This is a genomic window from Ruegeria sp. CDSC052 (genome assembly GCF_059610685.1).
The window spans coordinates 94,377-119,516 of sequence record NZ_JBXWOB010000008.1; the positions used below are offsets into that span (position 1 = coordinate 94,377).

24 protein-coding genes are annotated in these 25,140 nt (G+C 56.8%); 16 read left to right on the forward strand and 8 right to left on the reverse strand.

Annotated features, from left to right (window positions below; translation table 11 throughout):
• The first annotated feature begins 65 nt into the window (after positions 1–65).
• From AC2FIM_RS13960 to AC2FIM_RS14025, 14 genes are all read left to right on the forward strand, one after another.
• Positions 66–2,360 carry a bifunctional salicylyl-CoA 5-hydroxylase/oxidoreductase gene (locus AC2FIM_RS13960; protein ID WP_282022032.1) on the forward strand — a complete coding sequence of 765 codons (2,295 nt, stop codon included), beginning with the start codon at positions 66–68 and terminating at the stop codon, positions 2,358–2,360.
• On the forward strand, positions 2,357–3,088 hold the full coding sequence (locus tag AC2FIM_RS13965; protein WP_142637785.1) for an SDR family NAD(P)-dependent oxidoreductase: 732 nt from the start codon (positions 2,357–2,359) through the stop codon (positions 3,086–3,088). Before AC2FIM_RS13960 ends, AC2FIM_RS13965 begins: the two co-directional genes overlap by 4 nt.
• Positions 3,085–3,552: a MarR family winged helix-turn-helix transcriptional regulator gene (locus AC2FIM_RS13970; RefSeq protein ID WP_142637787.1), complete on the forward strand. Its 468-nt coding sequence runs from the start codon at positions 3,085–3,087 to the stop codon at positions 3,550–3,552. Before AC2FIM_RS13965 ends, AC2FIM_RS13970 begins: the two co-directional genes overlap by 4 nt.
• A complete protein-coding gene (locus AC2FIM_RS13975) occupies positions 3,542–4,342 on the forward strand; it encodes an enoyl-CoA hydratase family protein (RefSeq protein ID WP_271949998.1) in 801 nt (266 codons plus the stop codon). Before AC2FIM_RS13970 ends, AC2FIM_RS13975 begins: the two co-directional genes overlap by 11 nt.
• Complete coding sequence (locus AC2FIM_RS13980; RefSeq protein WP_271950000.1) at positions 4,342–5,493, forward strand: acyl-CoA dehydrogenase family protein; 1,152 nt, start codon at positions 4,342–4,344, stop codon at positions 5,491–5,493. The genes AC2FIM_RS13975 and AC2FIM_RS13980 overlap by 1 nt, the downstream gene beginning before the upstream one ends.
• Positions 5,493–7,103 carry an AMP-binding protein gene (locus tag AC2FIM_RS13985; protein WP_282022035.1) on the forward strand — a complete coding sequence of 537 codons (1,611 nt, stop codon included), beginning with the start codon at positions 5,493–5,495 and terminating at the stop codon, positions 7,101–7,103. Before AC2FIM_RS13980 ends, AC2FIM_RS13985 begins: the two co-directional genes overlap by 1 nt.
• Positions 7,104–7,229: 126 nt before the next feature.
• Positions 7,230–8,360 carry an ABC transporter substrate-binding protein gene (locus tag AC2FIM_RS13990; RefSeq protein WP_281973168.1) on the forward strand — a complete coding sequence of 377 codons (1,131 nt, stop codon included), beginning with the start codon at positions 7,230–7,232 and terminating at the stop codon, positions 8,358–8,360.
• A 51-nt stretch (positions 8,361–8,411) separates the two neighbouring features.
• Complete coding sequence (locus AC2FIM_RS13995) at positions 8,412–9,332, forward strand: branched-chain amino acid ABC transporter permease (protein WP_281973167.1); 921 nt, start codon at positions 8,412–8,414, stop codon at positions 9,330–9,332.
• A gap of 2 nt (positions 9,333–9,334) precedes the next feature.
• The gene (locus AC2FIM_RS14000; RefSeq protein WP_271950103.1) at positions 9,335–10,315 is read left to right on the forward strand and encodes a branched-chain amino acid ABC transporter permease; all 981 of its coding nucleotides are present in this window, start codon (positions 9,335–9,337) and stop codon (positions 10,313–10,315) included.
• Positions 10,308–11,057: an ABC transporter ATP-binding protein gene (locus AC2FIM_RS14005; protein WP_496678003.1), complete on the forward strand. Its 750-nt coding sequence runs from the start codon at positions 10,308–10,310 to the stop codon at positions 11,055–11,057. The genes AC2FIM_RS14000 and AC2FIM_RS14005 overlap by 8 nt, the downstream gene beginning before the upstream one ends.
• Positions 11,054–11,740, forward strand: a complete 687-nt coding sequence (locus AC2FIM_RS14010) for an ABC transporter ATP-binding protein (RefSeq protein ID WP_271950007.1) — start codon at positions 11,054–11,056, stop codon at positions 11,738–11,740. Before AC2FIM_RS14005 ends, AC2FIM_RS14010 begins: the two co-directional genes overlap by 4 nt.
• Positions 11,740–12,147 carry an acyl-CoA thioesterase gene (locus AC2FIM_RS14015; protein ID WP_142637803.1) on the forward strand — a complete coding sequence of 136 codons (408 nt, stop codon included), beginning with the start codon at positions 11,740–11,742 and terminating at the stop codon, positions 12,145–12,147. Before AC2FIM_RS14010 ends, AC2FIM_RS14015 begins: the two co-directional genes overlap by 1 nt.
• Entirely contained in the window at positions 12,144–12,539 is a 396-nt protein-coding gene (locus AC2FIM_RS14020) for a RidA family protein (protein ID WP_142637805.1), read from the forward strand. The genes AC2FIM_RS14015 and AC2FIM_RS14020 overlap by 4 nt, the downstream gene beginning before the upstream one ends.
• 309 nt (positions 12,540–12,848) lie before the next feature.
• Positions 12,849–13,361: a hypothetical protein gene (locus tag AC2FIM_RS14025; RefSeq protein ID WP_142637807.1), complete on the forward strand. Its 513-nt coding sequence runs from the start codon at positions 12,849–12,851 to the stop codon at positions 13,359–13,361.
• Between the two features lie 15 nt (positions 13,362–13,376).
• On the opposite strand, the gene AC2FIM_RS14030 is transcribed toward AC2FIM_RS14025, so the two are convergent.
• From AC2FIM_RS14030 to AC2FIM_RS14065, 8 genes are all read right to left on the reverse strand, one after another.
• Positions 13,377–15,176, reverse strand: coding sequence for an aminopeptidase P family protein (locus AC2FIM_RS14030; protein ID WP_496678002.1), 1,800 nt, complete (start codon positions 15,174–15,176; stop codon positions 13,377–13,379).
• Positions 15,169–16,164, reverse strand: coding sequence for an ABC transporter ATP-binding protein (locus tag AC2FIM_RS14035; protein ID WP_142637811.1), 996 nt, complete (start codon positions 16,162–16,164; stop codon positions 15,169–15,171). The genes AC2FIM_RS14030 and AC2FIM_RS14035 overlap by 8 nt, the downstream gene beginning before the upstream one ends.
• The gene (locus AC2FIM_RS14040) at positions 16,161–17,153 is read right to left on the reverse strand and encodes an ABC transporter ATP-binding protein (protein WP_142637814.1); all 993 of its coding nucleotides are present in this window, start codon (positions 17,151–17,153) and stop codon (positions 16,161–16,163) included. The genes AC2FIM_RS14035 and AC2FIM_RS14040 overlap by 4 nt, the downstream gene beginning before the upstream one ends.
• Before the next feature lie 2 nt (positions 17,154–17,155).
• Positions 17,156–18,013, reverse strand: a complete 858-nt coding sequence (locus AC2FIM_RS14045) for an ABC transporter permease (protein ID WP_496732073.1) — start codon at positions 18,011–18,013, stop codon at positions 17,156–17,158.
• Complete coding sequence (locus tag AC2FIM_RS14050; RefSeq protein ID WP_142637818.1) at positions 18,010–18,951, reverse strand: ABC transporter permease; 942 nt, start codon at positions 18,949–18,951, stop codon at positions 18,010–18,012. The genes AC2FIM_RS14045 and AC2FIM_RS14050 overlap by 4 nt, the downstream gene beginning before the upstream one ends.
• Before the next feature lie 57 nt (positions 18,952–19,008).
• Positions 19,009–20,592 (reverse strand): ABC transporter substrate-binding protein, encoded by a 1,584-nt coding sequence (locus AC2FIM_RS14055; protein WP_271950020.1) that lies wholly within the window; start codon positions 20,590–20,592, stop codon positions 19,009–19,011.
• Positions 20,593–20,725: 133 nt separating this feature from the next.
• Positions 20,726–21,331 (reverse strand): helix-turn-helix domain-containing protein, encoded by a 606-nt coding sequence (locus tag AC2FIM_RS14060; protein ID WP_271950023.1) that lies wholly within the window; start codon positions 21,329–21,331, stop codon positions 20,726–20,728.
• 158 nt (positions 21,332–21,489) lie between these two features.
• Positions 21,490–22,191: a GntR family transcriptional regulator gene (locus AC2FIM_RS14065; RefSeq protein ID WP_271950025.1), complete on the reverse strand. Its 702-nt coding sequence runs from the start codon at positions 22,189–22,191 to the stop codon at positions 21,490–21,492.
• Between the two features lie 256 nt (positions 22,192–22,447).
• Here AC2FIM_RS14065 and AC2FIM_RS14070 point away from each other — a divergent pair, with 256 nt between their 5' ends.
• Positions 22,448–23,413 (forward strand): dihydrodipicolinate synthase family protein, encoded by a 966-nt coding sequence (locus AC2FIM_RS14070; RefSeq protein ID WP_416383930.1) that lies wholly within the window; start codon positions 22,448–22,450, stop codon positions 23,411–23,413.
• Positions 23,414–23,422: 9 nt separating this feature from the next.
• Entirely contained in the window at positions 23,423–24,961 is a 1,539-nt protein-coding gene (locus tag AC2FIM_RS14075) for an aldehyde dehydrogenase (NADP(+)) (protein ID WP_271950028.1), read from the forward strand.
• Positions 24,962–25,140: the final 179 nt, after the last annotated feature.

Genomic DNA, 25,140 nt, shown 5'->3' on the forward strand with positions numbered 1-25,140 from the left:
TACTTGAAGGGATGGGCCGCCTGGTCTAGCGTTTCAGGTAAAGCTGCGAATGGGGGAAAGTAACGATGCGTGTTGCATGTCTCGGCGGCGGGCCGGCTGGCCTCTATTTCGGGATTTCAATGAAGCTCCGCGATCCGGATGCCGAAGTGGTTGTTATCGAGCGAAACCGCCCGGATGACACCTTTGGCTGGGGCGTCGTGTTGTCTGATGAGACGCTGGATAATCTTGCCGCCAATGACGCAGCCAGCGCGGCGGTGATACGTAAACACTTTGCCTATTGGGATGACGTAGCACTTGTGCATAAAGGTCAGCGCACCGTGTCCAGCGGCCACGGATTTTGCGGGATCGGACGCAAGCAACTGCTGCTCATTTTGCAAGACCGAGCGCGCGAGCTTGGTGTCGAGATGCGCTTTGAGACCGAGGCGGCATCAGCCTCGGACTATATGATGAGCTACGACGTCGTTGTGGCTTCGGACGGGCTGAACTCCAAGTCACGGGCCGAGTTCGCAGATGTTTTTCGACCCGATATAGACCAACGACGGTGTCAGTTCGTCTGGCTGGGTACGCATCAGAAGTTTGACGACGCCTTCACCTTTATTTTTGAGGAAACGCCAAAGGGCTGGGTCTGGGCACATGCCTATCAGTTCGACCGGGATACGGCGACTTTCATCGTGGAATGCTCACAACAGACCTTCGATGCTTTTGGGTTCGGTGAGATGACCAAGCAAGAGTCCATCGCTTTGTGCGAAGACATTTTCAAAGATCATTTGGGCGACCATCCCTTGATGAGCAATGCCAGTCATATCCGCGGCTCGGCCTGGCTGCGGTTTCCTAGGGTCTTGTGCGAAAAATGGAGTTACAAAAACCTGGTATTGCTGGGAGATGCCGCAGCGACCGCACATTTTTCCATTGGCTCGGGAACAAAGCTGGCACTGGAAAGCGCTATAGCGCTGGCTGACTTCGTCCATAAAGAAGATACGCCTGAAGCGGCTTTCGCGCGGTATGAGGACGAGCGTCGTCTTGAAGTGTTGCGCCTGCAATCGGCAGCGCGGAACTCGGTCGAATGGTTCGAGAATGTCGAACGTTACCTCGATCAGGATTCGGTTCAGTTGAATTACGCGATGCTGACACGGTCTCAGCGGATCAGCCACGAGAACCTGCGCCAACGCGATGCCAACTGGCTGGGGCATGCCGAGGCCTGGTTCATGCAGCAGTCTGGGGGCGCGGTTGATGGTCCGGCCCGGCCCCCGATGTTTGCGCCATTTCGCCTGCGGGGGATGCAGTTGAAGAACCGGATCGTGGTGTCACCCATGGCACAGTACAAGGCGGTTGATGGGTGCCCGGTTGACTGGCACCTGATCCATTACGGTGAAAGGGCCAAAGGTGGCGCCGGGCTGGTATACACCGAAATGACCTGTGTCAGCGCCGAAGGCCGGATCACCCCAGGATGCCCGGGGCTTTATGAGCCCGAACACGAGGCCGCATGGGCTCGACTCACCGAATTTGTCCATGCGGAAACCGACGCCAAAATATGCTGTCAAATCGGCCATTCGGGCCGCAAAGGTTCAACCTGCATCGGGTGGGAAGGAATGGACCAGCCGCTGAAGGAAGGAAACTGGCCTTTGATATCAGCTTCGGCGATCCCTTGGTCCGACGGTAACGCTGTGCCCAGCGCGATGGATCGTGCAGATATGGATAGGGTCACGTCCCAATTTGTGACCGCAACCCGGATGGCAGATCGTGCTGGGTTTGACATGATCGAACTGCATGCGGCGCATGGCTACCTCATCTCGTCCTTTATCTCTCCTTTGTCGAACACGCGCGACGACATGTATGGGGGCAGTCTTGAAAACCGTATGCGTTATCCGCTTGAAGTTTTTTCAGCTATGCGGACGACCTGGCCCAAAGATAAGCCGATGGCGGTGCGCATTTCTGCCAATGACTGGGTCGGACCGACTGGCGTGACGCCGCAACAAGCTGTGGATATAGCGGCGATGTTCGATGCGGCGGGTGCAGATATCGTGGATGTTTCCGCCGGGCAGACTTCGACCGATGCCAACCCAGTTTACGGCCGTATGTTCCAGACCCCTTTCGCGGACCGCATTAGAAACGAATGCGGCATCAGTACAATGGCGGTGGGGAACATCTATGAAGCCGATCACGTAAATTCGATTCTCATGGCCGGTCGTGCGGATCTGGTGTGCCTTGCCCGGCCTCATCTGGACGATCCGTACTGGACCTTGCACGCGGCTACGGCGTTGGGGGACCGGCAGGAAACTTGGCCCCGCCCCTATGAGGCCGGACGGGATCAGGCCTGGCGCCTGGCAGATCGCATGGCGGAAACGGCGGGTGAAGTATGAAACATGTCGTCATAACCGGCGGCGGCACCGGTGTTGGTGCGGCTATAGCCCAAGATTTCGCGAATGGCGGAGCAGCCGTTACCATTTTGGGCCGTACAGAGGCCAAGCTGCAGCAGCAAGCCTTGCCGTATGTCCTTTGTGATGTGACCGATGACAAGCAGGTCCGAGCTGCTATTGAAACAGCACGGGCAGAACGCGGCCCGATTTCGATAGCGATTGCGAATGCCGGCGCGGCCCATTCGCTTCCGTTTCATCGGATGACCGCCGATGATCTGCGGACCCTGACGGATGTGAATCTGGTGGGTGTTTTCAATCTATGGCAGGCGGCTTTGCCTGACATGCAAGCCGCAGGAGCGGGCCGTCTGATTGCCATCGCGTCCACCGCCGGTTTGAAGGGCTATCCATATGTTTCCGGCTATTGTGCGACAAAACATGCGGTGGTCGGGCTGACGCGGTCTCTGGCGGTCGAACTTGCGGCGACGGGCATCACCGTCAATGCGGTTTGCCCGGGGTTTGTGGAAACGCCGATGCTGGATCGCTCGATTGCGAACATCGTCGAGAAGACGGGAATGAGCGCGGAAAATGCGGTGAAAAGCCTGAAAAAGATAAACCCACAGGGCCGTTTCATCCAGGTCGAAGACGTAGCAGGTGCCGTGAGGTGGTTGTGCTCGGATGCGGCAAACTCAGTCAACGGCCACGCGCTTAGCCTGTCCGGAGGCGAGATATGAACCCAAACCCGCTTCAAGCACCATTGGAAGACCCTTCCAAAGAGAGATTGCGGTTATGGCTGCGGCTGCTCAAGACCACGCGTGGCATCGAGGCGGCGCTAAGAGAGAACCTCAGGGTAGAGTTCGACACGACACTGCCGCGTTTCGACGTGATGGCAGCCCTGTCGCGGTTCGAAGATGGGTTGAAGATGAGCGAAATCTCGGGTGCGCTGCGCGTTTCGAACGGGAATGTGACCGGAATCGTGGATCGGCTGGCTGATGACGGCCTGCTCGTGCGTGTACCTGTGCCTGGGGATCGCCGCGCCCATCGCGTACGCATGACACAAAAAGGATGCGAGGAATTCGCACGTCAGGCCGCGGCGCATGAGGCGTGGATATCCGATATGCTTGGCCAGTTTTCCGCCGAGGACGCCCGCACTCTGACAACCGAACTCACTATTTCGGAGGAAATCGATGGCCAGTGACGTCAAACATTTTCGCTGCGAAATCCGGAACCGGGTTGCAACGATTGCACTGAACCGACCAGAGCGTAAGAACCCTTTGACCTTCGACAGCTATGCCGAACTGCGCGATTGGTTCAGGGATTTGGTCTATTCAGAAGAGGTAGATGCAGTGGTGTTCGCCTCAAATGGTGGCAATTTCAGCTCGGGCGGCGATGTGCACGATATCATCGGTCCGCTAACGCGCATGAAGATGAAGGACCTGTTGCTCTTCACGCGAATGACCGGAGATCTCGTCAAGGCGATTGTGAATTGTGGCAAGCCGGTGATTGCTGCGGTGGACGGTATTTGCGTGGGGGCCGGGGCCATCATCGCTATGGCTGCGGATTTGCGTATCGCCACCCCGCAGGCCAAATGTGCATTCCTGTTCACGCGGGTGGGGCTGGCAGGGTGCGATATGGGGGCCTGCGCCATCCTGCCCCGTATCATCGGGCAGGGGCGTACGGCCGAACTGCTCTATACCGGACGCAGCATGACCGCTGATGAGGGGCTTTCCTGGGGGTTCTACAATGCGGTGGTTGATCCATCCGAGCTTGACGCTACCGCGCAATCTCTGGCTGACCGTATCGTGGCAGGCCCCAATTTTGCGCATATGATGACCAAGACCATGCTGGCGCAGGAGTGGTCTATGTCGATCGAACAGGCAATCGAAGCAGAGGCGCAGGCCCAGGCGATCTGTATGCAAACCGGAGATTTTGAACGCGCCTACAAGGCCTTTGTTGCAAAAGACAAACCAGTATTCGAGGGCGATTGATGGCAGATCAGAGCTTTCTTTCGTGGCCATTCTTTGACCCTCATCACCGGGGCTGGGCGGATCGGGTGCAAGACGTCGCTCGGGGACTAGCTATTGACCATGGCGACCCGGACCAGGCTTGTCGCGATCTGGTCCGCCAGCTGGGCGACGCCGGGCTGCTGCAGCCTACTTCGGACGAAAGCGGCCATTTGGATGTCAGGACGCTGTGCCTCAGCCGTGAAACACTTGCCCGCCATGATGGGTTGGCCGATTTCGCCTTTGCAATGCAGGGGCTTGGAACCGGAGCGATCTCGTTGTTCGGCTCAAAAGGCCAAAAGGCGCATTGGCTGCCGCAAACGCGCTCTGGTCAGGCTATCGCGGCCTTTGCATTGACTGAACCTCAATCGGGGTCGGATGTGGCAAATTCGACAATGACGGCTATCCGTGATGGCAACGACTTTGTCCTGAATGGTGAAAAGACATGGATATCGAACGGGGGTATCGCAGATGTCTACACCCTGTTCGCCCGTACTGGCGAGGCACCCGGGGCCAAAGGGTTATCAGCTTTTATCATCACTCCTGATCTGAAGGGTTTCGAAGTAGTCGGGCGCCTGGACACAATCGCGCCACACCCATTGGCGACTTTGCGTTTCAATGATGTGCGTGTGCCGGCTAGCGCGATGATCGGTCAAGCTGGCGCAGGATTTCGTATTGCAATGTCTGTGCTGGACCTGTTCCGCCCGACGGTGGCCGCCGCTGCGCTGGGATTTGCACGACGCGCGCTGGATGAGGCGCTGACACGGGTATCAGAACGGCAGGTGCAAGGCGCCCCGTTGTTTGATTTGCAGATGGTGCAGGGGCACATCGCCGAGATGGCATTAGATGTCGATGCTTCGGCGCTTTTGATCTATCGGGCAGCGTGGGCCAAGGACAGCGGAGCGGCGCGCATTACACGTGAGGCGGCGATGGCCAAGCTGTTTGCTACCGATCAGGCGCAGTTGATTATCGACAAGGCGGTTCAGTTGTTTGGTGGCGATGGGGTGCGTTCTGGGATGGCGGTTGAATCTCTGTACCGAGAAATCCGTGCCTTGCGCATCTACGAGGGCGCCTCGGACGTTCAAAAAGTAATCATTGCACGTCAGACGATGGCCGCGCACATGGAGGGAAGGTGATGCTTGGACCGTCTGCACATACCGACACGTTCAGCCGCGATAACCTGCCCCCCCAGGATCAGTGGCCTGACTTCCTGTTGGCGGGTTTTGCATATTCCGATCATGTGAATGCAGCATATGAGCTGACCGATGCCATGGTTGCCAAGGGCTTTGGTGATCATACCGCTTTGATCGGCAATGGTCGGCAACGAACATATAAAGAGCTCAGCGACTGGACCAACAGGCTGGCACATGTATTGGTCGATGACTTGGGGGTCGAGCCGGGAAACCGGGTGCTGATCCGATCGGCTAACAATCCGGCAATGGTTGCGTGCTGGCTTGCCGCAACCAAGGTGGGTGCGGTCGTCGTCAATACTATGCCGATGTTGCGCGCTGCAGAACTGACGAAAACTGTCGATAAGGCGGAAATCCAGTTTGCATTATGTGATACCCGGCTGATCGACGAAATGCAGTCCTGCGCCAGTGATAGCCGGTTCCTGCAGCGGGTCGTCGGGTTCGACGGAACTTCAAACCACGATGCCGAGCTTGATCGTCTTGCACTTGAAAAGCCGGTACAGTTCGATTGCGTTAAAACCGGGCGCGACGACGTGGCCTTGTTGGGTTTCACCTCCGGCTCGACAGGTGAACCCAAGGCCACCATGCATTTTCACAGAGATATTCTGATCATTGCCGACAGCTATGCGCGTGAGGTGTTGCAGGTCGTTCCAGAGGACGTTTTTGTTGGTTCTCCACCTTTGGCCTTCACATTCGGGTTGGGTGGTTTGGCGGTGTTTCCGTTGCGGTTCGGCGCGACTGCAACCCTGTTAGAACAAGCCTCGCCTGCGGGCATGATCGAGATAATCGAAAAATACAAAGCGACTGTCTGTTTCACTGCGCCAACCGCCTATCGGGTCATGCTGCAGGCGATGGATGACGGTGTTGATCTGTCTAGTCTGCGTGCGGCCGTGTCGGCGGGCGAGACCTTACCGCAGCCAATCTATGACGAGTGGATTTCCAAGACAGGCAAACCAATGCTCGACGGGATCGGCGCGACCGAGATGTTGCACATCTTTATTTCAAACCGGTTTGACGATCACCGCCCGGCCAGTACCGGCAGGCCGGTTACCGGATATGAGGCCAAAGTGTTTAACCCAGACGGTACCGAAGCTGCAGTTGGGGATATCGGACGCCTGGCTGTACGTGGTCCGACAGGGTGCCGGTATCTGAATGATAAGCGGCAGTCGGGTTATGTAACAGATGGATGGAATATCACTGGTGACAGCTTTTATCGGGACGCGGAGGGGTATTTTCATTTTTCTGCGCGCAATGACGACATGATTATCTCGGCCGGATACAACATCGCCGGACCCGAAGTCGAAGCCGCACTTCTGGCGCATGAGGCCGTTGCGGAATGCGCGGTGATCGGCGTCCCAGATACTGAGAGGGGTCAAATTGTCCAAGCACATGTTGTTCTGGCTTCAGGCACGGCTGATGACGCTATGCGCGAAGCCCTTCAGGCTCATGTGAAATCTATGATTGCCCCGTATAAATACCCGCGCTCGATCCGGTTCTGCGATGATTTGCCCAAAACCGCGACCGGAAAAATCCAGCGTTTCCGCCTGAAATCATGATCAATGTATGTAGAATATAGCGGGCAGAAAGAATGTAAGAAAAAGACCGAATTGCCAAAGGCATAGACCGAACGTTGAGAATAATGACATAAATCGCGTTCATAGGGCCAACGAAGGGAGAAGACGATGAAGAGACTATTGGCGGCTGCAGCGATCACCGCGCTGTGCGCGACGGGTGTTACAGCGGAAGTTAAGGTGGGGATGATCACAACGCTTTCAGGCGGCGGGGCCGGTTTGGGCATCGACGTACGGGATGGGTTCATGCTTGCGATTGCTCAATCGGGGCGGGATGATATCGAGGTGGTGATCGAAGACGACCAGCGCAAACCGGATATCGCGGTACAGCTGTCAGACAAGATGATCCAATCCGAACGTGTAGATGTGATGACCGGTATCATCTGGTCAAACCTGGCGATGGCGGTTGTGCCAGCCGCCGTGAACCAGGACGTTTTCTATCTGTCACCCAATGCGGGCCCGTCACCTCTGGCGGGGAAGGGCTGTCACCAGAACTATTTCAACGTCGCCTGGCAGAACGACAACCTGCACGAGGCCGCGGGCGCATACGCCAATGGTGCGGGTTACAAGAGCAGCTTCATACTTGCTCCGAATTACCCGGCGGGCGTCGACGCGCTGACTGGCTATAAACGCTTTTTCGAAGGTGATCTGGCCGGTGAGATCTATACCGAGCTTGGCCAGACTGATTATGCAGCTGAAATCGCGCAAATCCGCGCAAGCGATGCGGATAGCGTATTTTTCTTCCTGCCCGGCGGGATGGGGATTTCGTTTCTGAAGCAATATGCCGACAGCGGGATCGATCTTCCAGTTGTTGGCCCAGCCTTCAGCTTTGATCAGGGCATTCTGCAGGCGGTAGGCGATGCGGCGCTGGGCGTGGTGAACACTTCGCAGTGGAACAAGGATATCGACAACCCGACCAACGCTGCCTTTGTTGAAAGCTTTCAGGCAAAATACGGACGTCTTCCCTCGCTTTACGCCAGTCAGGGATTCGATACCGCCAACCTGTTGCTTGCCGCGCTTAACAAGGCTGACCCGTCAGATGTGGATGCCTTCCGCGAAGCGCTGAGGGCGGCGGATTTCAACAGCACACGAGGGGATTTCAGCTTTGGCCCGAACCATCATCCGGTTCAGACCATCTATGCGCGCGAAGTGATCAAAGAAGGTGATGTATTTACCAATAAGATCCTTGGCGTAGCTCTTGAAAACCACTCTGATGCCTACGCGGCCGAGTGCAAAATGTAACTGAATTTCTGCCTGCCCCTAAAAGTGGGCGGGCAGATCACCGGAGTTTCCATGTCCTCGATCCTGATTATCGAGCAGATCCTGAACGGGCTGCAGTTCGGCGTCATGTTGTTTTTGATGGCTGCTGGCCTGACGCTGATCTTCGGGGTGATGGGCCTGATCAACCTGGCCCATGGCTCTTTGTACATGGTGGGTGCATTTGCCGCTGCAGCAGTTGCAGGGGCGACCGGGTCATTTCTGCTTGCTTTGATTGCTGCTCTGGCTGCGGCCGCACTGGCAGGGGTGATCGTAGAAATGCTCGTTATCCGGCGGCTTTATCAGGCACCACATTTGGATCAGGTTCTGGCCACCTTTGCACTGATCCTGATCTTTTCCGAAGGGACAAGGTGGGTCTTTGGGTCTTTCCCATTGTTCCTGGATATTCCAGCTGCACTTTCGGGTCCGATCACGCTGCAGGGCGGGATTGAATATCCCCTCTATCGCCTAACCCTGATCGGGATTGGTCTTGCTGTTGCAGTAGGTTTGTGGGCCCTGATCGAACGCACGCGTTTGGGTGTGCAGATACGGGCCGGTAAGAACGACCGGGAAATGATTGCCGCACTGGGCATCGACATCTCGAAACTTTACACGTTGGTCTTTGCACTAGGGGCGGGGCTGGCGGGGCTTGCCGGTGCTTTGGTTGGGGCAATTCAGTCGGTACAGGTGGGCATGGGTGAACCTGTTCTGATCCTGGCCTTCGTGGTTATCGTAATCGGTGGCATAGGCTCAGTTCGGGGGGCGTTCATCGGGGCGCTGTTGGTTGGGCTAACCGACACGCTGGGCGGGGTTTTCCTGCCCGAGCTGTTCAAACTGTTCATGGAACCGGGAGCCGCTCAGAAAAGCGGCTCGGCTCTGGCGTCAATGGGAATCTATGTTCTGATGGGATTGGTCCTGATCTGGCGCCCAACAGGTCTGTTCGGAGCCCGCGCATGAGAATGAATGAAAGATACATCAATGGCCTGATGATCGCCGGCCTGCTGGCGCTGCCCCTTTGGGCGCTGGCCGCGGACCAGCCCTTCACAATCACGCTTGTGACGCGGGCGGTGATCTTGGCGCTTGCAGCGGTTGGTCTGAATGTCATCCTGGGAATCGGGGGGTTGGTCAGCTTTGGCCATGCTGTTTTCTTCGGGATCGGCGGCTATGCGATGGGCATTCTGACCTATCACGCGCAGACCTACACGGCACTGGATCTGGGCTTGATTTCTATCGAAGGCAGTAAATCCATGCCCGTGATCTGGATAGTTGCGATGCTTACTTCGGGCATTGCTGCCTTTTTCGTCGGTCTTCTGTCCCTAAGAACGTCAGGCGTTTATTTCATCATGATTACGCTGGCCTTCGGACAGATGTTTTACTACTTCGCGATTTCTTGGGCGCAATACGGGGGCGAAGACGGATTATCCATCTATGTTCGCAACGGTTTTCCCGGCCTCAACACATTGGATCCGATCCAGTTTTACGGCATCTGTTTCGCGCTGCTATGTCTCGTCCTGTTCCTGTTTGCGCGGATGCAAGCCGCGCCATTCGGGCTGGCTCTTAATGCGACACGGCAATCTACGGCGCGAGTCGAGACTGTGGGATTGAACCCCATGCGGCTGAAACTTCTGGCCTTTGTTCTGTCCGGCGCTGTCACTGGTCTGGCCGGGGCGCTGTTTGCCGATCTCAACCGGTTCGTTTCGCCGTCTATGTTCAGTTGGCAGCTTTCGGGCGAATTGATTGTGCTGATAATCATCGGAGGTGTCGGACGCCTGATGGGTCCGGTAATTGGGGCTTGCGTGTTTGTCGCGCTCGAGCATTTTCTGGGTGAACTAACCGATTTCTGGCATGTATATTTGGGTATTGTTCTGCTGTGCATCGTTCTGTTTGGTCGCGGTGGCCTGATTGGGCTGCTAACCGGGAAAGAGGGGGCACATGTCTGATCCCGTCCTTGCCACCGAGAGTCTGAACAAAAGCTTTGGTGCGTTAAAGGCTACGGATAACGTCTCGATTGATCTCAGGCGAGGAGAGATCCACGCCATCATTGGTCCGAATGGAGCGGGAAAATCCACGTTGATCCAGCAGATTTGCGGAGGTTTGCAACCGGATTCGGGGCGTGTTTTGCTGTGCGGACAGGATGTGTCGGACCTGGGCACGCAAAAGCGGGCAAGGGCAGGGATGGGGCGGACGTTCCAAATATCTGAACTGTGCATGGAAGATACGGTTCTGGAAAATGTCGTGTTGAGCGCCATGGGGGCGGAAAACCTCGTATGGCGGTTCTGGAAACCTGCCTTGAAACGGTCAGAGCTGCTCGAAAGGGCCGAGGCTGCGCTGGAAAGGGTGGGCCTGGGCGATGAACGCGAAACGCGTTGCGCAAATCTCAGCCATGGTCAACGCCGCCAGCTTGAAGTCGCCGTGGCTTTGACTTTGTCACCTCGGGTCTTTGTCATGGATGAACCGATGGCCGGGCTTGGCGCTGGAGGGTCCAAGCGGTTGACCGGGTTTCTTGACGGTCTGCGGGAAGAGGCGCCCATCCTGCTTGTCGAACATGATATGGACGCCGTTTTTGCGCTGGCTGATCGGATCAGCGTATTGGTCTATGGCAAGGTGATTGCAACCGGGACGGCAGATGAAATCCGCGCAAGCCGTGAGGTGCGCGATGCCTATCTGGGGGATGAGGCATGACTTTGTTGCGGGTAGAAAACCTGACCGCGACATATGGCGTCAGTCAGGCTTTATTTGGTGTCGATCTTTCTCTGGCGCAGGGCGAGGTTACAGCCCTTATGGGGCGCAATGGGATGGGCAAGACCACGACTGTCAAAGCCATTTGCCGGATGATCCGGTCCGAGGGCACCCTGTCGCTGAACAATCAGAATCTGCACGCTTTGCCCAGCTATAAGGTCGCGCGTCTTGGTGTCGGGCTGGTACCCGAGGGGCGCCGGTGCTTTGCCGACCTGACGGTGCGCGAGAATCTGATCGCCGCTGCCAGACCCGGTGCCTGGACATTGCAGAAGGTGGCTGAACTGTTCCCACGGTTAGAGGAACGTCAGGGCCAAAGGGCAGCCTCACTATCCGGCGGAGAACAACAGATGCTGGCTATCGGGCGCGCCCTGATGACAAATCCGCAGCTCTTGATCCTCGATGAAGCAACCGAAGGGCTGGCTCCGATCGTGCGACAGGAAATCTGGTCGGTCTTGCATCGCCTGAAACAGGAAACCAATGTTTCGATCCTGTTGATCGACAAGTCTCTGAAAGAGTTGGCGCTGGTGTCTGACCGCGCGGTCATTCTTGAGCGCGGTAAAACAGTCTGGTCTGGCGCGATGGTGGATCTCGGTCATGACATCACAGAAAAATATGTGGGGGTCTGATGACTTTTGAATTCCACCAAAAGGTTCTGTTCAAACATTGCGACCCGGCGGGGATTGTCTTTTTCCCGCGCTATTTCGAGATGATCAATGATTGCGTTGAGACCTATTTCGATCAGGTGCTGTGCAAACCGTTTGAAGAGATTCATCCTGTTGGCGCAGTGCCTACCGCACAGATACAAACCCGATTTTCAGCGCCCAGCCGTCACGGTGACCATTTGATATTCCGGATGAAGATCACAAAGATCGGACGCAGTTCAGCCGAATACTCGGTCGTGGCCAGTTGTGCGCAAGAGGAGCGACTGACAAGCGTAGCAACGCTTGTTCATGTAGATTCAAAGGGCGGTCCAACGGCCTGGCCCGCAGACATCCGTAAAAAACTCGAGGCATTCAGGGACGACGCGCTATGAGCCACAAGACAATTCACCCCGACGGCTGGTTGCCTGCCAAAGGATATGCCAATGGCGTTTTGACCAAAGATGGAACGTTACATATCGGCGGGCAAATAGGATGGGACGCGAACAAGAAATTTGTCAGCGGCGGGTTCATCGGACAGATGAAACAGGCGCTGCAGAATATCGTTGATATTGTCGAGGCCGCTGGTGGCTCGGCCCGCGATGTGACCCGCCTGACCTGGTTCGTAACAGACAAACGCGAATATCTGTCTCTGCAAGCCGAAGTTGGGGCCGCCTATCGTGAGGTTTTCGGCAGGCATTTTCCTGCGATGTCAATGATCATCGTGGCAGGTTTGGTCGAAGACGAGGCCTTGTTGGAAATTGAAGCGACAGCACATTTATCCTGAAGGCAAGCGACATTGAAACGGGCCCAGCGGAATGAATTTGAGCGATTTTCACCATAGGAGGTGAGAATTCTGCCAAACCTCTTTTCTGAAATCACAGGGCCGCCGAAGCGGGTTGCAGCGGCCTAAACCGGGCTGGATTTTGCGCTCGTACCAGAGTGAAAAGGCCAACGTGCAGGGCGTAACCAAGTCATTTGGGCGACCGATTGAATGGTGAGGGGAGACAAAGACAAACTTCCGCCGCTATTTCGTCAGATCAATCACAAATTCATATCTCAAACAGATCCTCAACAAAACATGAGGGTCGACGCAGTGAAAAGAGTCACAAGGCATCTAAGTCTCGAAAGACGGCGGTTGTCGCTGATTGCGGCTCTGGCTTTTGCCTCAGGTTTCACTCTTTACTCACATATAGAGGCAACGCGTTTCGGATTACCCGTCCCGGTTGTTATCGGCCTGATCTATATGGCTGTCATTGTATGCGCGACGGCTCTATCCACCTATTTCCTTCCTGGCTTGCGCCGCGTCACGGATACGGTGGCGATGACGCGTCTGGCATTTGCTCTTTGGGTGGCCGGAACCCAAAGCCATGAGATCGCAGCCTCGCCCACAATCAGCGCCGCCGTTGTGGTAGGGGGCGCGATCTTCGTGTTGCAAACGGGTTCTTTGGTTCAAAAGCTGGCCGGTAATCGACCGGATTTCGGCTTTGTCCCTCACATTGTTGGAAACACGCGTCTGTTTCTGGCCTGGTTGGATAACGCCTGCGAATATCAGGGTGCCCGGGTCCAGCCGGTATTTGCAGGAAAGACGCCTCGAACGGTGGTCTGATGGCAAAACTCTGGTTTATTTGGTCAGCGGTGCACAGGCCGTCTGGGCCCATCTAAGGGCCAGAGGCGAAAGATGCGGCCCGACCTGTCTGAGAACCTTGGCATGATAGTCATTGATCCAGTCAATTTCTGACTGATTCAGCATATCTGGCATCAACATATCCGTCTGGATCGGGATCCAGGTCATGTTCGAGAACTCCAGAAATCCGTCATCTGCCTCGACAATTTCGAACAGGTTTTCGATGCGAATGCCGAACCTGCCGGCCTCGTAATATCCCGGCTCGATCGACATAACCATGCCAGGCATCAGGTCGACCGGGTTGTAAGGTTTGCCAATGCGCTGCGGATGTTCATGGACAGACAACCGGTGGCCAATTCCATGACCCGTTCCGTGGTCATAATCCAATCCCAGATCCCACAGCGGGCGGCGACAGATTGCATCAATGTGATGGCCCTGTGTGCCTGCAGGAAAGCGCAGCGTGGCCAGAGCGTGAAAGGCCTTGAACACTGCGGTATAGGCCCGGTCATATCCATCAGGCCGCTGAGGCCCGAACGAAAAGCTGCGCGTGGCATCCGTTGTACCGGTGTCGTACTGCCCCCCGGAATCCAGCAGGTATGTGCCCCGCGGTTGGATCGGAACGGTATTGTCGGCCTCGGTAGCGTAATGACACATCGCGGCATTGCCATCGGCGGCCGAGATTGTGTTGAAGCTTTCGTGGATGAACCCATCCTGAGCGCGGCGGAAGGCCAATACCCGCTGTTCTGCTTCACGCTCGGTCACCGGCTCAGCCTGTTTCTGTACCTGAGCCGCCAGCCAGGCGCAGAATTCGGTCCAGGCGATCCCGTCCCGCATATGGCAAGCGCGCAACCCTTCCAGTTCCGTTGTATTCTTGCGGGCTTTGGTTTTGCTTAACAATCCGTTGACCGGCACGCCCTTCGCTCCGGTACGCTCCAGCACTTGTTTGACCGCCGTCGGCGAAAAATCGGGGTCGAAAATCACAGCCTGGCCGGGCGCTGTGAGATCACTGAGTGTAGACAGAAAACCATCCGGCGCCTGAACCGAAACATTTTCCGGCATGTGGTCAGTGACATCGGCATCCAGTTTTTGGTCAGACACGAACCAGTGCACTTGGCCCGAGCTTTGCAACAGAAGGAAAGAGTTGGGAACAGGGTTGAAAGCCACGTCTGAGCCACGCACATTAAGCAGCCAGGCGATGTTGTCGGGCTGAGTTTCCACCAGCAAGCCGGCCTCTCGGCGTGTTAGCTCAGTGGCCAGATCCGAGATCTTATCACCCGCCGCCCGGCCCGAAAACTGAAGTGGAAATGGCTCGATCTGTCCTTGGGGGGCAGCGGGTTGGTCGGTCCAGACTGCATCGACCGGATTTGAAGCCGTCGCTACCATCGCGGCACCGCTGCCTTCCAGCCCGTGCTCAAATCGGTCAAACCAGACCGGCGGTAGGTGCATCGAGTCAAAGCCGATTTTCCATCCTTTCTGTGCAACGGCGGCCAGCCAGTATTCGGGCGGCTCGTTAAACAGATGATGGTGCGAGAAAACAGCCTCGGCACACTGGTTTGCAGCCTGCACCACATAGCGGCCATCGACAAATAAAGCGACAGTTTCGGGTGTGACGATGGCCATGCCTGCCGAGCCGCTGAAGCCAGTTACAAAGGCGAGGCGTTCATCATGAGGGGCAACATATTCGCCCTGATGTGCGTCGTAGCGGGGCACGATAAAGGCATCCAGACCTTGTGCTTTAAGCTCTGCGCGCAAGGCCGAAACAATCGCGGATCGGTCGGTTCCGGGGGCATCAAGCATCGGCATTTATCTCTTCAACATGGTGACAGGCGACCTCGCCACGATTTTCAAAAGGCATCAGGGCAGGCACTTTGGTTTCGCATATGTTGCTGGCGTGAGGGCACCGGACATGGAACGGACACCCTGAGGGCATGTTCAGTGGTGAAGGCAGCTCTCCCTCAAGCCGCTTGACGGCACCGCGGTTGTCGGGGTCCAGCGAAGGGGCGGCTGAAAGCAGAGCTTGGCTGTAAGGGTGGGAGGGGGCGGAAAACAAGGTTTCGCTGTCGCCGATTTCAACGATCCGCCCAAGGTAGATTACCGCGACCCGGTTTGAAACATGACGGACAAGCCGCAGGTCATGGGCCACAAACAGGATTGTCAGATCAAGTTCCCGCTGCAGGTCCAGCAACAGGTTTACCACCTGCGCCTGAACCGAAACATCTAGTGCCGAGACCAGTTCGTCCGCAATCAGAACTTCGGGTTCGACCGCCAATGCGCGCGCAATGGCGATCCGCTGACGCTGACCTCCGGAGAATTCGTGCGGCAGCTTGTCTTGCGCGTCCTTCGGAAGGCGGACCAGATCAAGCAACTCGGCCACACGGTCGGGAATTTCTGCTTCTGGGCGCATGTTGTGAACGCTCAGGGCTTCGGCCAGAATTTGCTCTGTCGTCATCCGGGGATTGAGCGATGAATAGGGGTCCTGGAACATCATCTGAACCCGGCGGTTATAGGTGCGGTCAGCTTTGATTTCGCCGTCGAATATGTCCTGACCTTCAAAGTAGATTGAACCGTCGCTGGGCTTATGAAGGCGCACGATACACCGGGCTAGTGTGGACTTTCCACACCCGGACTCTCCGACGACGCCCAGAGTTTCGCCGCGGGTCAGATCTAGGCTGACACCATTCAGCGCCCGTACTTCGCGACCAGGACGCCGCGAAATGACATCGCCGATGCTGCGGCCCATTGGGAACCGCAGATGCAGGTCGCGGATTTGCATCAGGGCAGTCATGCGGCGTTCCCTTGGGTTTTGGTTATCGGGTTGAAACAGGCGACCTGTCTTTGATCGGTGATCAGGGTCATCGCTGGGCGCTCTTGCGTGCAGGCGTCTATGCAGGCGGCACAGCGCGGTGCAAACGCGCATCCAGCAGGCAGGGCATCCAGTGCGGGCGGCACTCCGGGAACAGAATATAGCGGCGTGCGAGGAGCGATGTTTTCGGGCACAGACCGCATCAGACCCACAGTATAGGGGTGATGCGGTGCCCGCAGCACATCGCGGACCGGCCCTTGTTCGACGATCCGCCCCGCATACATAACGGCCACGTTGTCGCAAGTCTGGGCAACCACGCCAAGATCATGGGTGACCAGCACAACCCCCATATCCATATCCTGCGCCAGTCGCAGGATCAGATCGAGGATCTGCGCCTGTATGGTCACGTCCAGTGCTGTGGTGGGTTCATCCGCCAGCAACAGTTTGGGTTCTGCGGCAAGCGCTATTGCGATCATGACCCGCTGGCGCATTCCGCCGGAAAATTGGTGAGGATAATCCTTCAAGCGTTGCGCTGCCGAGGGGATGCCGACAAGGTCCAGCATTTCGATTGCCCGATCCAAGCGCGCGGCGCGGGGCAGGTCGGTATGGGCACGCAGGGTCTCTTCCAGTTGCAGTCCGACAGTCAGCAGAGGGTTCAGCGAAGTCATCGGTTCCTGAAAAATCATCGCGATTTCGCGACCCTGAAACCGACGAAGAGCCCTGTCTGACATGGATATCAGATCACGCCCATTCCAGCGCACCTGGCCGGTCACGTCGCCATAGCGGCGCGCCAGCCCCATGATCGAGCGCAACGTGACGCTCTTGCCCGACCCGCTTTCGCCGACTAGCCCCAAAACCTCACCCCGGTTCACGCCGAAACTGACATTGCGCAGCGCAGGCAACGCGCGACCGTTCTTGTGAAAGGTTGTGCATAGCCCGGTTACTTCTAGAAGTTTCGTTTGGTCCTGCATCGCTATCCCCGCGGTCTCAGCAGATCGGCAAGCCCATCGCCCAAAAGCGAAAAGCCAAGGCCGGTCAGAACGATGGCGATGCCGGGCATCAGGCTCAGCCACCAGGCGGTCGAGATAAAGTTGCGCCCTTCGGCAATCAGCACGCCCCATTCGGCCTGCGGTGGTTGCGCCCCCAACCCCAGATAGCCAAGGGATGACCCCAGCAAGATCACCAGCGCCATGTCAGTCATCCAATAGACAATAACCGGTGTTATCGCGTTTGGCAGCAGGTGGCGGAAGATGATGCGGCTGTCGGAATATCCCATCACCACCCCGGCCGAGGCATAGTCATTCCCCATTTGAGCGATTACCTCGGCCCGCATCAGGCGCGCATAATAGACCCAGTAAACAACTGAAATCGCGATATACATGTTGATCAGGCCCGGCCCTAGAACCGCAACCACGGCAATGACAAGAACCAGGAAAGGAAAGGTGATTACAGCGTCAACGATGCGGCCAAAGATCATGTCCGCGATGCCGCGATAATACCCGACCAGCGCGCCAATCGTTATACCGGTGACCAATGCGAATACAGTCCCGAAAATTGCCATCTGCATGTTGACCTGATAGGCCCAGATGACGCGGGATAGGCTGTCGCGCCCTAACAGATCTGTACCGAACGGATGTGCCCAGGATGGTGGTTGGCGCAGGGCCTGATAGTCGATTGCGCTTGGGTCATAGGGCGCGAATACGCCGGGAAACAGGGCAAGCAGCACCGAAAACCAGATGATGATGCACCCGGCCACGAACCCAGGTTTGCGCAAGGCCCGCTGCATGAAGGTGGGGCGCTGCGAGGTGCTGTTGAAGGTCGCGTCACTCATTGCAGGCGCATCCTTGGGTCAAGGCGACTCTGAAACAGGTCGGTCATCAGGAAAACCACGGAAACCAGAACAGCAAATGTCAGGGTCAGCCCCTGAATCAGGGGGTAGTCGCGGGCAAAGATAGCCTCGAGCATCAGTCGCCCCATTCCGGGCACGGCGAATACGGTTTCGGTGACCAATGTCCCGCTCATCAGATTGCCGATAGACAGGCCCAGCAGGGTTACCGTGGAAATCAGCGCATTGCGCAGGACGTGGCGACCCAGAACCAAACGAGGAGGCAGGCCTTTGGCACGCGCGAACTGGACATATTCGGCGTCCAGAACCTCGATAATCGCGCTGCGCAGGTTCCGCATGATGATGGCCGAGGTGTAAAGCGCTACGGTCACTGAAGGCAGGAACAGGTGATAGAGCCGCTCGGTAAAGGTGTCGCCATATCCTCCGACCGGAAACAAGCGCAGCTGTGCTGCCAGAAAGGTCAACAGAACGAGGCCAATATAGAACACCGGCATCGACAGCCCGATCTGAAAGACAGTGCGGATCACAGCATCAGGCCAGCGCCCCCGGTTGAGCGCGGCAACAAAGGCCAGCGGACCGGCAATCAGCAGCGACAAAACCACCGAATACACGGTCAGGAAGACTGTGATAGGAAGCCGGTCAGAAATCACATTGATCACATCCGAGCGCATCAGGATGGACCGACCCAGATCGCCCTGCACGGTGTTGGTCAGGAACAGCCAGAATTGCACCAGCATAGGTTCGGTCAACCCAAGCCGTTCACGGATGGCCTGGATGTCGGCGTCCGAGGCACGATCACCGGCCATCGCAATGGCAGGGTCCCCCGGTAGCAATCGAACAAGAAGAAAAATAATGATCATGACCAGAAAAAAGGTCGGGATCATCATCAGGAGTCGTTTGAAGATATAGGACAGGCTGGACAAAGCGAGCTCCGCAAATTTGTCCCGCCGCCTGAAAGCGGCGGGACCAGGGGTCTTACCTTAGCGGCTGACGGTTGCTTGATCGAAGATATTGTTGCCCAGAGGGGTCTGGACATAGCCTTCGACAGCTGAGCCAACTGCAACGGCAAAGGGGGTCTCATACATGAACAGCAGGGGGGCTGCTTCGGCATAGAGCTCTTGCATTCGGGCGAATTTCGCTTTGCGCGCCTCGGCGTCCATTTCACCGGCGGCTTCGTCGAACAGGGTGTTAAACTCGGCGTTTTCCCAGCCGGTTCCTACTGCCTTGGCCGTGGGTGTGTGGCCCAGCCAGCCCACCACCTGACTGGGATCATTTACATCGTTGACCCAGCCATAGGTGTGAATGTCAAACTCACCTGATCGGTTCTTTGCGCCGCGTGTTGCGCCGTCCACTTGCTCGACCACAAGATCGACGCCCAGAGGAGCCCACATCTGCTGAAGCGCCGCAAAGATGGTTGCATCGTCCGCAGAACCTGCCAGCGTGGTAAAGGTGATTTCGGTTCCATCGGCAAACCCGGCCTCGGCCAACAATGCCTTGGCCTTGTCCACGTCATAGCCATAGAGCGGGGTCATGTCGGCGGCATATTGGGTAGCCTTGGCCATCAACGGCGAGCTCATCGGTTGACCCGCGCCATGCAGTACCAGCCCGATCAACGCTTCTTTGTTGGTGCCATAGTTCAGCGCCTGCCGGACGCGGGCGTCGGCCAGTGGGTTGGCAGAACCATCGGCTCGGTTATCGCGCGTATTGATTGGCGAATAGATGATCCGCGTGGACGGATAGAGGTTCATGTTGATGTTAGAATCCTGCTCCAGCTCGGCCACACGGCTGAACGGGATGAATTCTGCGGCATCAACTTCTCCGGCCTGCAAACTCAGAATGCGGGTAGCGTCATCCGGGATGATCTCAAAATGTACGGCATCCAGATACGGCAGAGCTTTGCCGTCTGCGCCCATGCGCCAATAGTTTTCATTGGCGCAGAAATCCATCGATGCACCTTGTTCAAAGCCACACAGATAGAAGGGGCCAGAGCCTACTCCGGCGGCTGTGGCGGCAAATATCGCAGCGGATTTTTCCTGATCTGTTGCACCTTCTGCGGCCTCAAAGGCCGCTTTGGACACGATTGCCGTGTTGAATGTGGCCAGCATGGACAGGATGGTTGGATCCGGGCTGCCAAGGGCAACCGTGATCGCGTTTCCATCTGCGGTAACCGCGTCGATCGAACCCAGCAAGCCAGCCCAGGGGCTCAGGTCGGGATTGCGCGCTCGGTCGAGGGAAAAGACTACGTCGTCACCTGACATGGGCGTACCGTTTGCGAATTTGATCCCCTCGCGCAGGGTCAGCGAAACCGTTTTACCATCGTCAGAGACTGTATAGGTCTCAGCAAGGCCGGGTTCGACGGAATTGCCGTCGGCACTGCTCCGCAGCAGGGTGTCGAACAGGCTGCCGACCATCCAGATATCAGGGTTGCGATCCGCATAGATCGGATCAATCAGGCGCGACCCGTCATAGCGTGCAAAGTTGAGTGTGCCGCCTCTTTCCTGTGCCAAAGCAGGCATGGCCAGGGTAGCGGCAACGGTTAGTCCCAAAACCGTCTTCAATTTCATAATCAGTCCTCCCGCAGAATGAATTCATGCTCGGGGCGACCATATCCGATTCTTAACAATACTAAAGCTTTTTTTAGTGGTGGGTGAAAAATGGCCAAATGTATTTAGGCTGACCTCTGTTCGGTTGGTCAATTTAACTTGCCACAAAGCCGGAATCATTGATCGGAGAGGTTGTTACCCAAAGCTCTACGGCTTCTACGTCCCCCAATACGACTGAGAAATGGCGGGTAGATGTGTCGTGGTGAACGACGTCACCTGGCGACATAATGAAAACCTTGTCACCAAGGTGATATTCAAGCCGTCCCGAGATCAGATAGCAAAACGCCTCGCCCTCATGCCGCATCTTTTCGGAAACGTGCCCCGGGGGGCGATGAACGATCTGTGGGTTGAACAATGCACCGGTAAAACCAGGGCCCAGCTTCTCATAAAACCTGCCCCGCATACCCAGGGAGTATGTCTGGCGGTTGTCCTTTGCCACATATTCGCTGAACACCTCGGGTACGCTGAGCAGCTTTTCGATGCTGGTTTGAAGTGCCGCGGCAATCGCCATCAGCGAGGTCAGCGAGGGTGAGCTCAGGCCGCGCTCGACCTGAGACAGAAAGCCCGTTGTCAGATCAGAGGTCTGTGCGACCTTGTCCAAAGTCAGGCCCATCGCCTTGCGCCGCCTGCGAATTGCCTGCCCCAACTCGGTCGGCGTGCCCTTCGGCTTTGATTTGTCGCGCGCGTTTGCTGCGGTCATTCCCTGTCTCCCGGAATCGTGGGTTGCCGCGCATTCAACCGGATCGCAGAGGAAATATCAAAATTTTTTTAGCAGAGGTAAATTTATTTGGGAAGATCCGGGTGTAAACCTTCAAACCCCTCAATTTTTCCAACGGCTTAGTATCTAGCGAAACAGAATCAGAGTTTGATTGAGTGACGCCGATCCGCCGAGATCATGTCGCGGATGTTCTGGACGATTTGTTCCGCATGGGCGCTCGCCAATCGGTCGGCCTCGGTGATGTCCTGGGCCGCTATAGCTGCGATTATGTCGTCATGTTCCAGGGAATACCGATCCGGTAACCGATCCCCAAAAGACGAATAATAGGGCCGCATGATCCGTTGCCCTTCGTTCAGCAATCTGCGCGTCAGGCTTTCGTAATATGGGTTGCGCCCTGCTTTGGCGATTGTATTATGAAGCTCTGCATTTTTTGCGATCATGGTCAGAACGTCATTTTTGGCAGCTGCATCCGAAAATTCCTGCTGCCGCATGCGAATGTCGCACAGATCCTGGTCCGTTCGGTATTCGGCGGCCAGCCGGGTTGTAACGCGATACATCAGGGTCATCGCATCAAAGAATGTGTGAAGATTCAAAAAGTCTATGGGCGCCACGATGCTCGCGCGGTTCGGCAGTGTCGCCACCAACCCTTCCGACGTCAGCCTGACAAGGGCTTCACGGATCGGGGTGCGCGACATCGAGAACCGCTCGCTCAGCTTGGCCTCGTCTATGGCGCTGCCGGGCGCAAGGGCGAGGTCGATGATTTCGTCCCGCAGGGTTTCATAGACGAACTGAACGCCTGATCCACGTTTGCGGCCGGCTTCGACCGGCTTTCGTTTTTCCATGTCAGAGCATTCCCTAGCCGCTGGATCGCGGTCCATCTGCGTTCGCACATCAATTTTGCCACACGTACCGGTGCTAAGTCGAGTGTTAATCCCAGCCAAAAACCAGTTGTTTTTCACGTATTTTAGGGCCTTATTCCTTCTTGTCGAAAATTTGTCGACAAATAAAATATTTAAAGTAGACTGACGGCAAGATTACACGAATCCCTAACCCGGTGGGGCATTCCACCGGCCCGGCAAAAAAAATACGGAGACCCAAATCGTGAACCCGAATGTCTTTTCCGGATGCATCCCGGCCCTGATGACGCCCTGTCGCGCGGATCGCAGTCCTGACTTTGAGGCGCTTGTGCGTAAAGGTCTTGAGCTGATCGAGACGGGCATGTCCGCGGTTGTCTATTGTGGCTCGATGGGTGATTGGCCCCTTTTGACCGATGCGCAACGTATGCAGGGCGTCGAGGCGTTGGTCGGGGCTGGTATCCCGGTGATCGTGGGAACAGGCGCGATCAATTCGGCCTTGGCAATCCAGCATGCCGCACACGCGCAGAAAGTGGGCGCCAGCGGCTTGATGGTCATTCCACGTGTACTGTCACGCGGCGCGTCCATGACTGCGCAGCGGCACCACTTCAAAGGCATTCTGGCCGCGGCACCGGATCTTCCCGCAGTGATCTACAACAGCCCTTATTACGGATTTACCACCCGTGCGGACCTGTTCTTTGATCTGCGCAAGGACCACCCGAACCTGATCGGTTACAAGGAATTCGGCGGCGCCGAAGATCTGCGCTATGCGTCCGAAAACATCACCAGCGGTGATGACAATGTTTCCCTGATGGTCGGCGTGGATACCGCAGTGTTCCACGGAATCGTGAATTGTGGCGCAACCGGCGCCATCACTGGGATCGGGAATGTGCTGCCCGATGAGATTCTGCATCTGGTGGATTTGTGTCAGGCGGCGGCCAAGGGCGATGCCAACGCGCGTGCCCGGGCGTTGGAGCTTGAGGCGGCTTTGGGCGTTTTGTCGTCCTTCGACGAAGGCACCGATCTTGTGCTCTACTACAAACACTTGATGGTTATGACGGGTCATCCCGAATACACGCATCATTTCAACGAAACAGATGCCCTTACTGACAGCCAGCGCGGCTATGTTGAACAACAGTTCAGACTGTTCCGCACCTGGTACGAGAACTGGACTAGTCAGGCCGATTCTTCGGCGCAAAATGCAGCGTGAGGATTGGGTATGTCGTTGAATAATGGATATGTTTTTCGCGGTCAGCACTTGATTGGCGGTCAGTGGGTTGGAGCTGATGAAAGCATTGCCTCCAGCCCCGTCTCGGGTGAGGGGAGCAACTTTGCTGCGGGAACGCCTGAGTTGGTTGATCAGGCCTGTACCCTAGCCGAGGCCGCCTTTGGAGATTACGCCAATCGCAGCCGAGCGGATCGGGCCAAGTTCCTGAATGCTATCGCGGATGAGATCGAGGCCCGTGCCGAGGCCATCACCAGCATTGGCAGTGCAGAAACCGGTCTGCCTGAGATGCGTCTTCAGGGCGAGCGGGGACGCACGGTTGGTCAGTTGCGCATGTTTGCCGAATTCGTCCAGGATGGTGCGTATCTAGAGCGCCGCCATGATCTGGCGATGCCGGATCGCCAACCCGCCCCACGTCCTGACATCAAGATGATGCAGCGCCCGGTTGGCCCGGTGGCTGTTTTTGGCGCCTCGAACTTCCCCTTGGCATTTTCGGTTGCCGGAGGTGACACCGCATCGGCACTGGCCGCAGGTTGCCCGGTCGTGGTCAAAGGCCACCCCGCCCATCCGGGCACCGGCGAAATCGTCGCTGATGCCATCCACGCGGCGGCCAGGGCGACCGGTATGCCCGACGGCGTATTCTCATTGGTGCAAGGTGGGGACCGCAGCATCGGAGAAGCATTGGTAAAGCATCCGGCAATCCGTGCCGTGGGCTTTACCGGTGGGCTGGCCGGAGGCAGGGCGCTGTTTGACCTCTGCTCAACCCGCCCAGACCCGATCCCGTTCTTTGGTGAATTGGGCTCGGTCAATCCGATGTTTGTTCTTCCAAACGCTATGGCCGCCAGAGGTGAAGAGATCGGCAAAGCCTGGGCGGGGTCGATGACCATGGGGGCAGGGCAGTTTTGCACCAATCCGGGCGTTGCCGTGATGATCACAGGCGATGATGCTGACCAATTTATCGATGCTGCTGCGAGTGCTCTGAGTACAGTGCCATCACAGACCATGCTGACCGATGGGATTGCCGAGGCATTTCGATCCGGCCAATCGCATTTGGCCGAACATCCCGCCGTGCGCACGATCCATCAAGGTTCCACTGCAGGCCGTTCAGCTGAACCGGCGCTATTCGAAACCGATGCCGAAGCGTTTCTGGCTGATCCCAGCCTCAGCGAAGAAGTGTTTGGGCCCGCATCGCTGATTGTGCGCGTCGGCTCGGAAAAAGAGATGGTTACCTTGTCAGCCCAGCTGGACGGGCAACTTACGGCCACGATCCAGATGGATGACAGCGACACTGCGCTGGCGCAGCAACTCTTCCCGATTCTGGAGCGCAAGGCCGGGCGGTTGCTGTTCAACGGCTTCCCAACCGGGGTCGAGGTGGTGGGGTCCATGGTCCACGGGGGGCCTTATCCTGCCAGCACGAATTTCGGCGCGACAAGCGTCGGCACAATGGCCATCCGCCGTTGGCTGCGACCCGTAGCATATCAGAACATGCCCGCCGCACTCAGCCCCGAAGATCTGGAAGGCTCGACGCAATAAGCGGTGAACCACAGGGCTGAGGCAAGAAATTCCTTCGGCCATATCAAAGGCTTTGGCCCCGGTGAACGGGGCCGGGCAGGGACACCCAGATCGGCTGTTCCGTATCATCCGCAACACTCTGCCATAGAAGCAGATCACCGGAAATTCCGCGTCATTCGACGTGCAAAATCGGGCTTTGG

Excerpts from the sequence above, each read along its gene's own strand:
- AC2FIM_RS14020 (WP_142637805.1), top strand. The coding sequence starts at position 12,144 with ATGAGCCACAAGACAATTCACCCCGACGGCTGGTTGCCTGCCAAAGGA.
- AC2FIM_RS13995 (WP_281973167.1), top strand. The coding sequence starts at position 8,412 with ATGTCCTCGATCCTGATTATCGAGCAGATCCTGAACGGGCTGCAGTTC.
- AC2FIM_RS14010 (WP_271950007.1), top strand. The coding sequence starts at position 11,054 with ATGACTTTGTTGCGGGTAGAAAACCTGACCGCGACATATGGCGTCAGT.
- AC2FIM_RS14005 (WP_496678003.1), top strand. The coding sequence starts at position 10,308 with ATGTCTGATCCCGTCCTTGCCACCGAGAGTCTGAACAAAAGCTTTGGT.
- AC2FIM_RS13980 (WP_271950000.1), top strand. The coding sequence starts at position 4,342 with ATGGCAGATCAGAGCTTTCTTTCGTGGCCATTCTTTGACCCTCATCAC.
- AC2FIM_RS14075 (WP_271950028.1), top strand. The coding sequence starts at position 23,423 with ATGTCGTTGAATAATGGATATGTTTTTCGCGGTCAGCACTTGATTGGC.
- AC2FIM_RS13990 (WP_281973168.1), top strand. The coding sequence starts at position 7,230 with ATGAAGAGACTATTGGCGGCTGCAGCGATCACCGCGCTGTGCGCGACG.
- AC2FIM_RS13965 (WP_142637785.1), top strand. The coding sequence starts at position 2,357 with ATGAAACATGTCGTCATAACCGGCGGCGGCACCGGTGTTGGTGCGGCT.
- AC2FIM_RS14060 (WP_271950023.1), bottom strand. The coding sequence starts at position 21,331 with ATGACCGCAGCAAACGCGCGCGACAAATCAAAGCCGAAGGGCACGCCG.
- AC2FIM_RS14035 (WP_142637811.1), bottom strand. The coding sequence starts at position 16,164 with ATGACTGCCCTGATGCAAATCCGCGACCTGCATCTGCGGTTCCCAATG.
- AC2FIM_RS14065 (WP_271950025.1), bottom strand. The coding sequence starts at position 22,191 with ATGGAAAAACGAAAGCCGGTCGAAGCCGGCCGCAAACGTGGATCAGGC.
- AC2FIM_RS14055 (WP_271950020.1), bottom strand. The coding sequence starts at position 20,592 with ATGAAATTGAAGACGGTTTTGGGACTAACCGTTGCCGCTACCCTGGCC.
- AC2FIM_RS14040 (WP_142637814.1), bottom strand. The coding sequence starts at position 17,153 with ATGCAGGACCAAACGAAACTTCTAGAAGTAACCGGGCTATGCACAACC.
- AC2FIM_RS14030 (WP_496678002.1), bottom strand. The coding sequence starts at position 15,176 with ATGCTTGATGCCCCCGGAACCGACCGATCCGCGATTGTTTCGGCCTTG.
- AC2FIM_RS14015 (WP_142637803.1), top strand. The coding sequence starts at position 11,740 with ATGACTTTTGAATTCCACCAAAAGGTTCTGTTCAAACATTGCGACCCG.
- AC2FIM_RS13970 (WP_142637787.1), top strand. The coding sequence starts at position 3,085 with ATGAACCCAAACCCGCTTCAAGCACCATTGGAAGACCCTTCCAAAGAG.
- AC2FIM_RS14045 (WP_496732073.1), bottom strand. The coding sequence starts at position 18,013 with ATGAGTGACGCGACCTTCAACAGCACCTCGCAGCGCCCCACCTTCATG.
- AC2FIM_RS13985 (WP_282022035.1), top strand. The coding sequence starts at position 5,493 with ATGCTTGGACCGTCTGCACATACCGACACGTTCAGCCGCGATAACCTG.
- AC2FIM_RS14000 (WP_271950103.1), top strand. The coding sequence starts at position 9,335 with ATGAATGAAAGATACATCAATGGCCTGATGATCGCCGGCCTGCTGGCG.
- AC2FIM_RS13960 (WP_282022032.1), top strand. The coding sequence starts at position 66 with ATGCGTGTTGCATGTCTCGGCGGCGGGCCGGCTGGCCTCTATTTCGGG.
- AC2FIM_RS13975 (WP_271949998.1), top strand. The coding sequence starts at position 3,542 with ATGGCCAGTGACGTCAAACATTTTCGCTGCGAAATCCGGAACCGGGTT.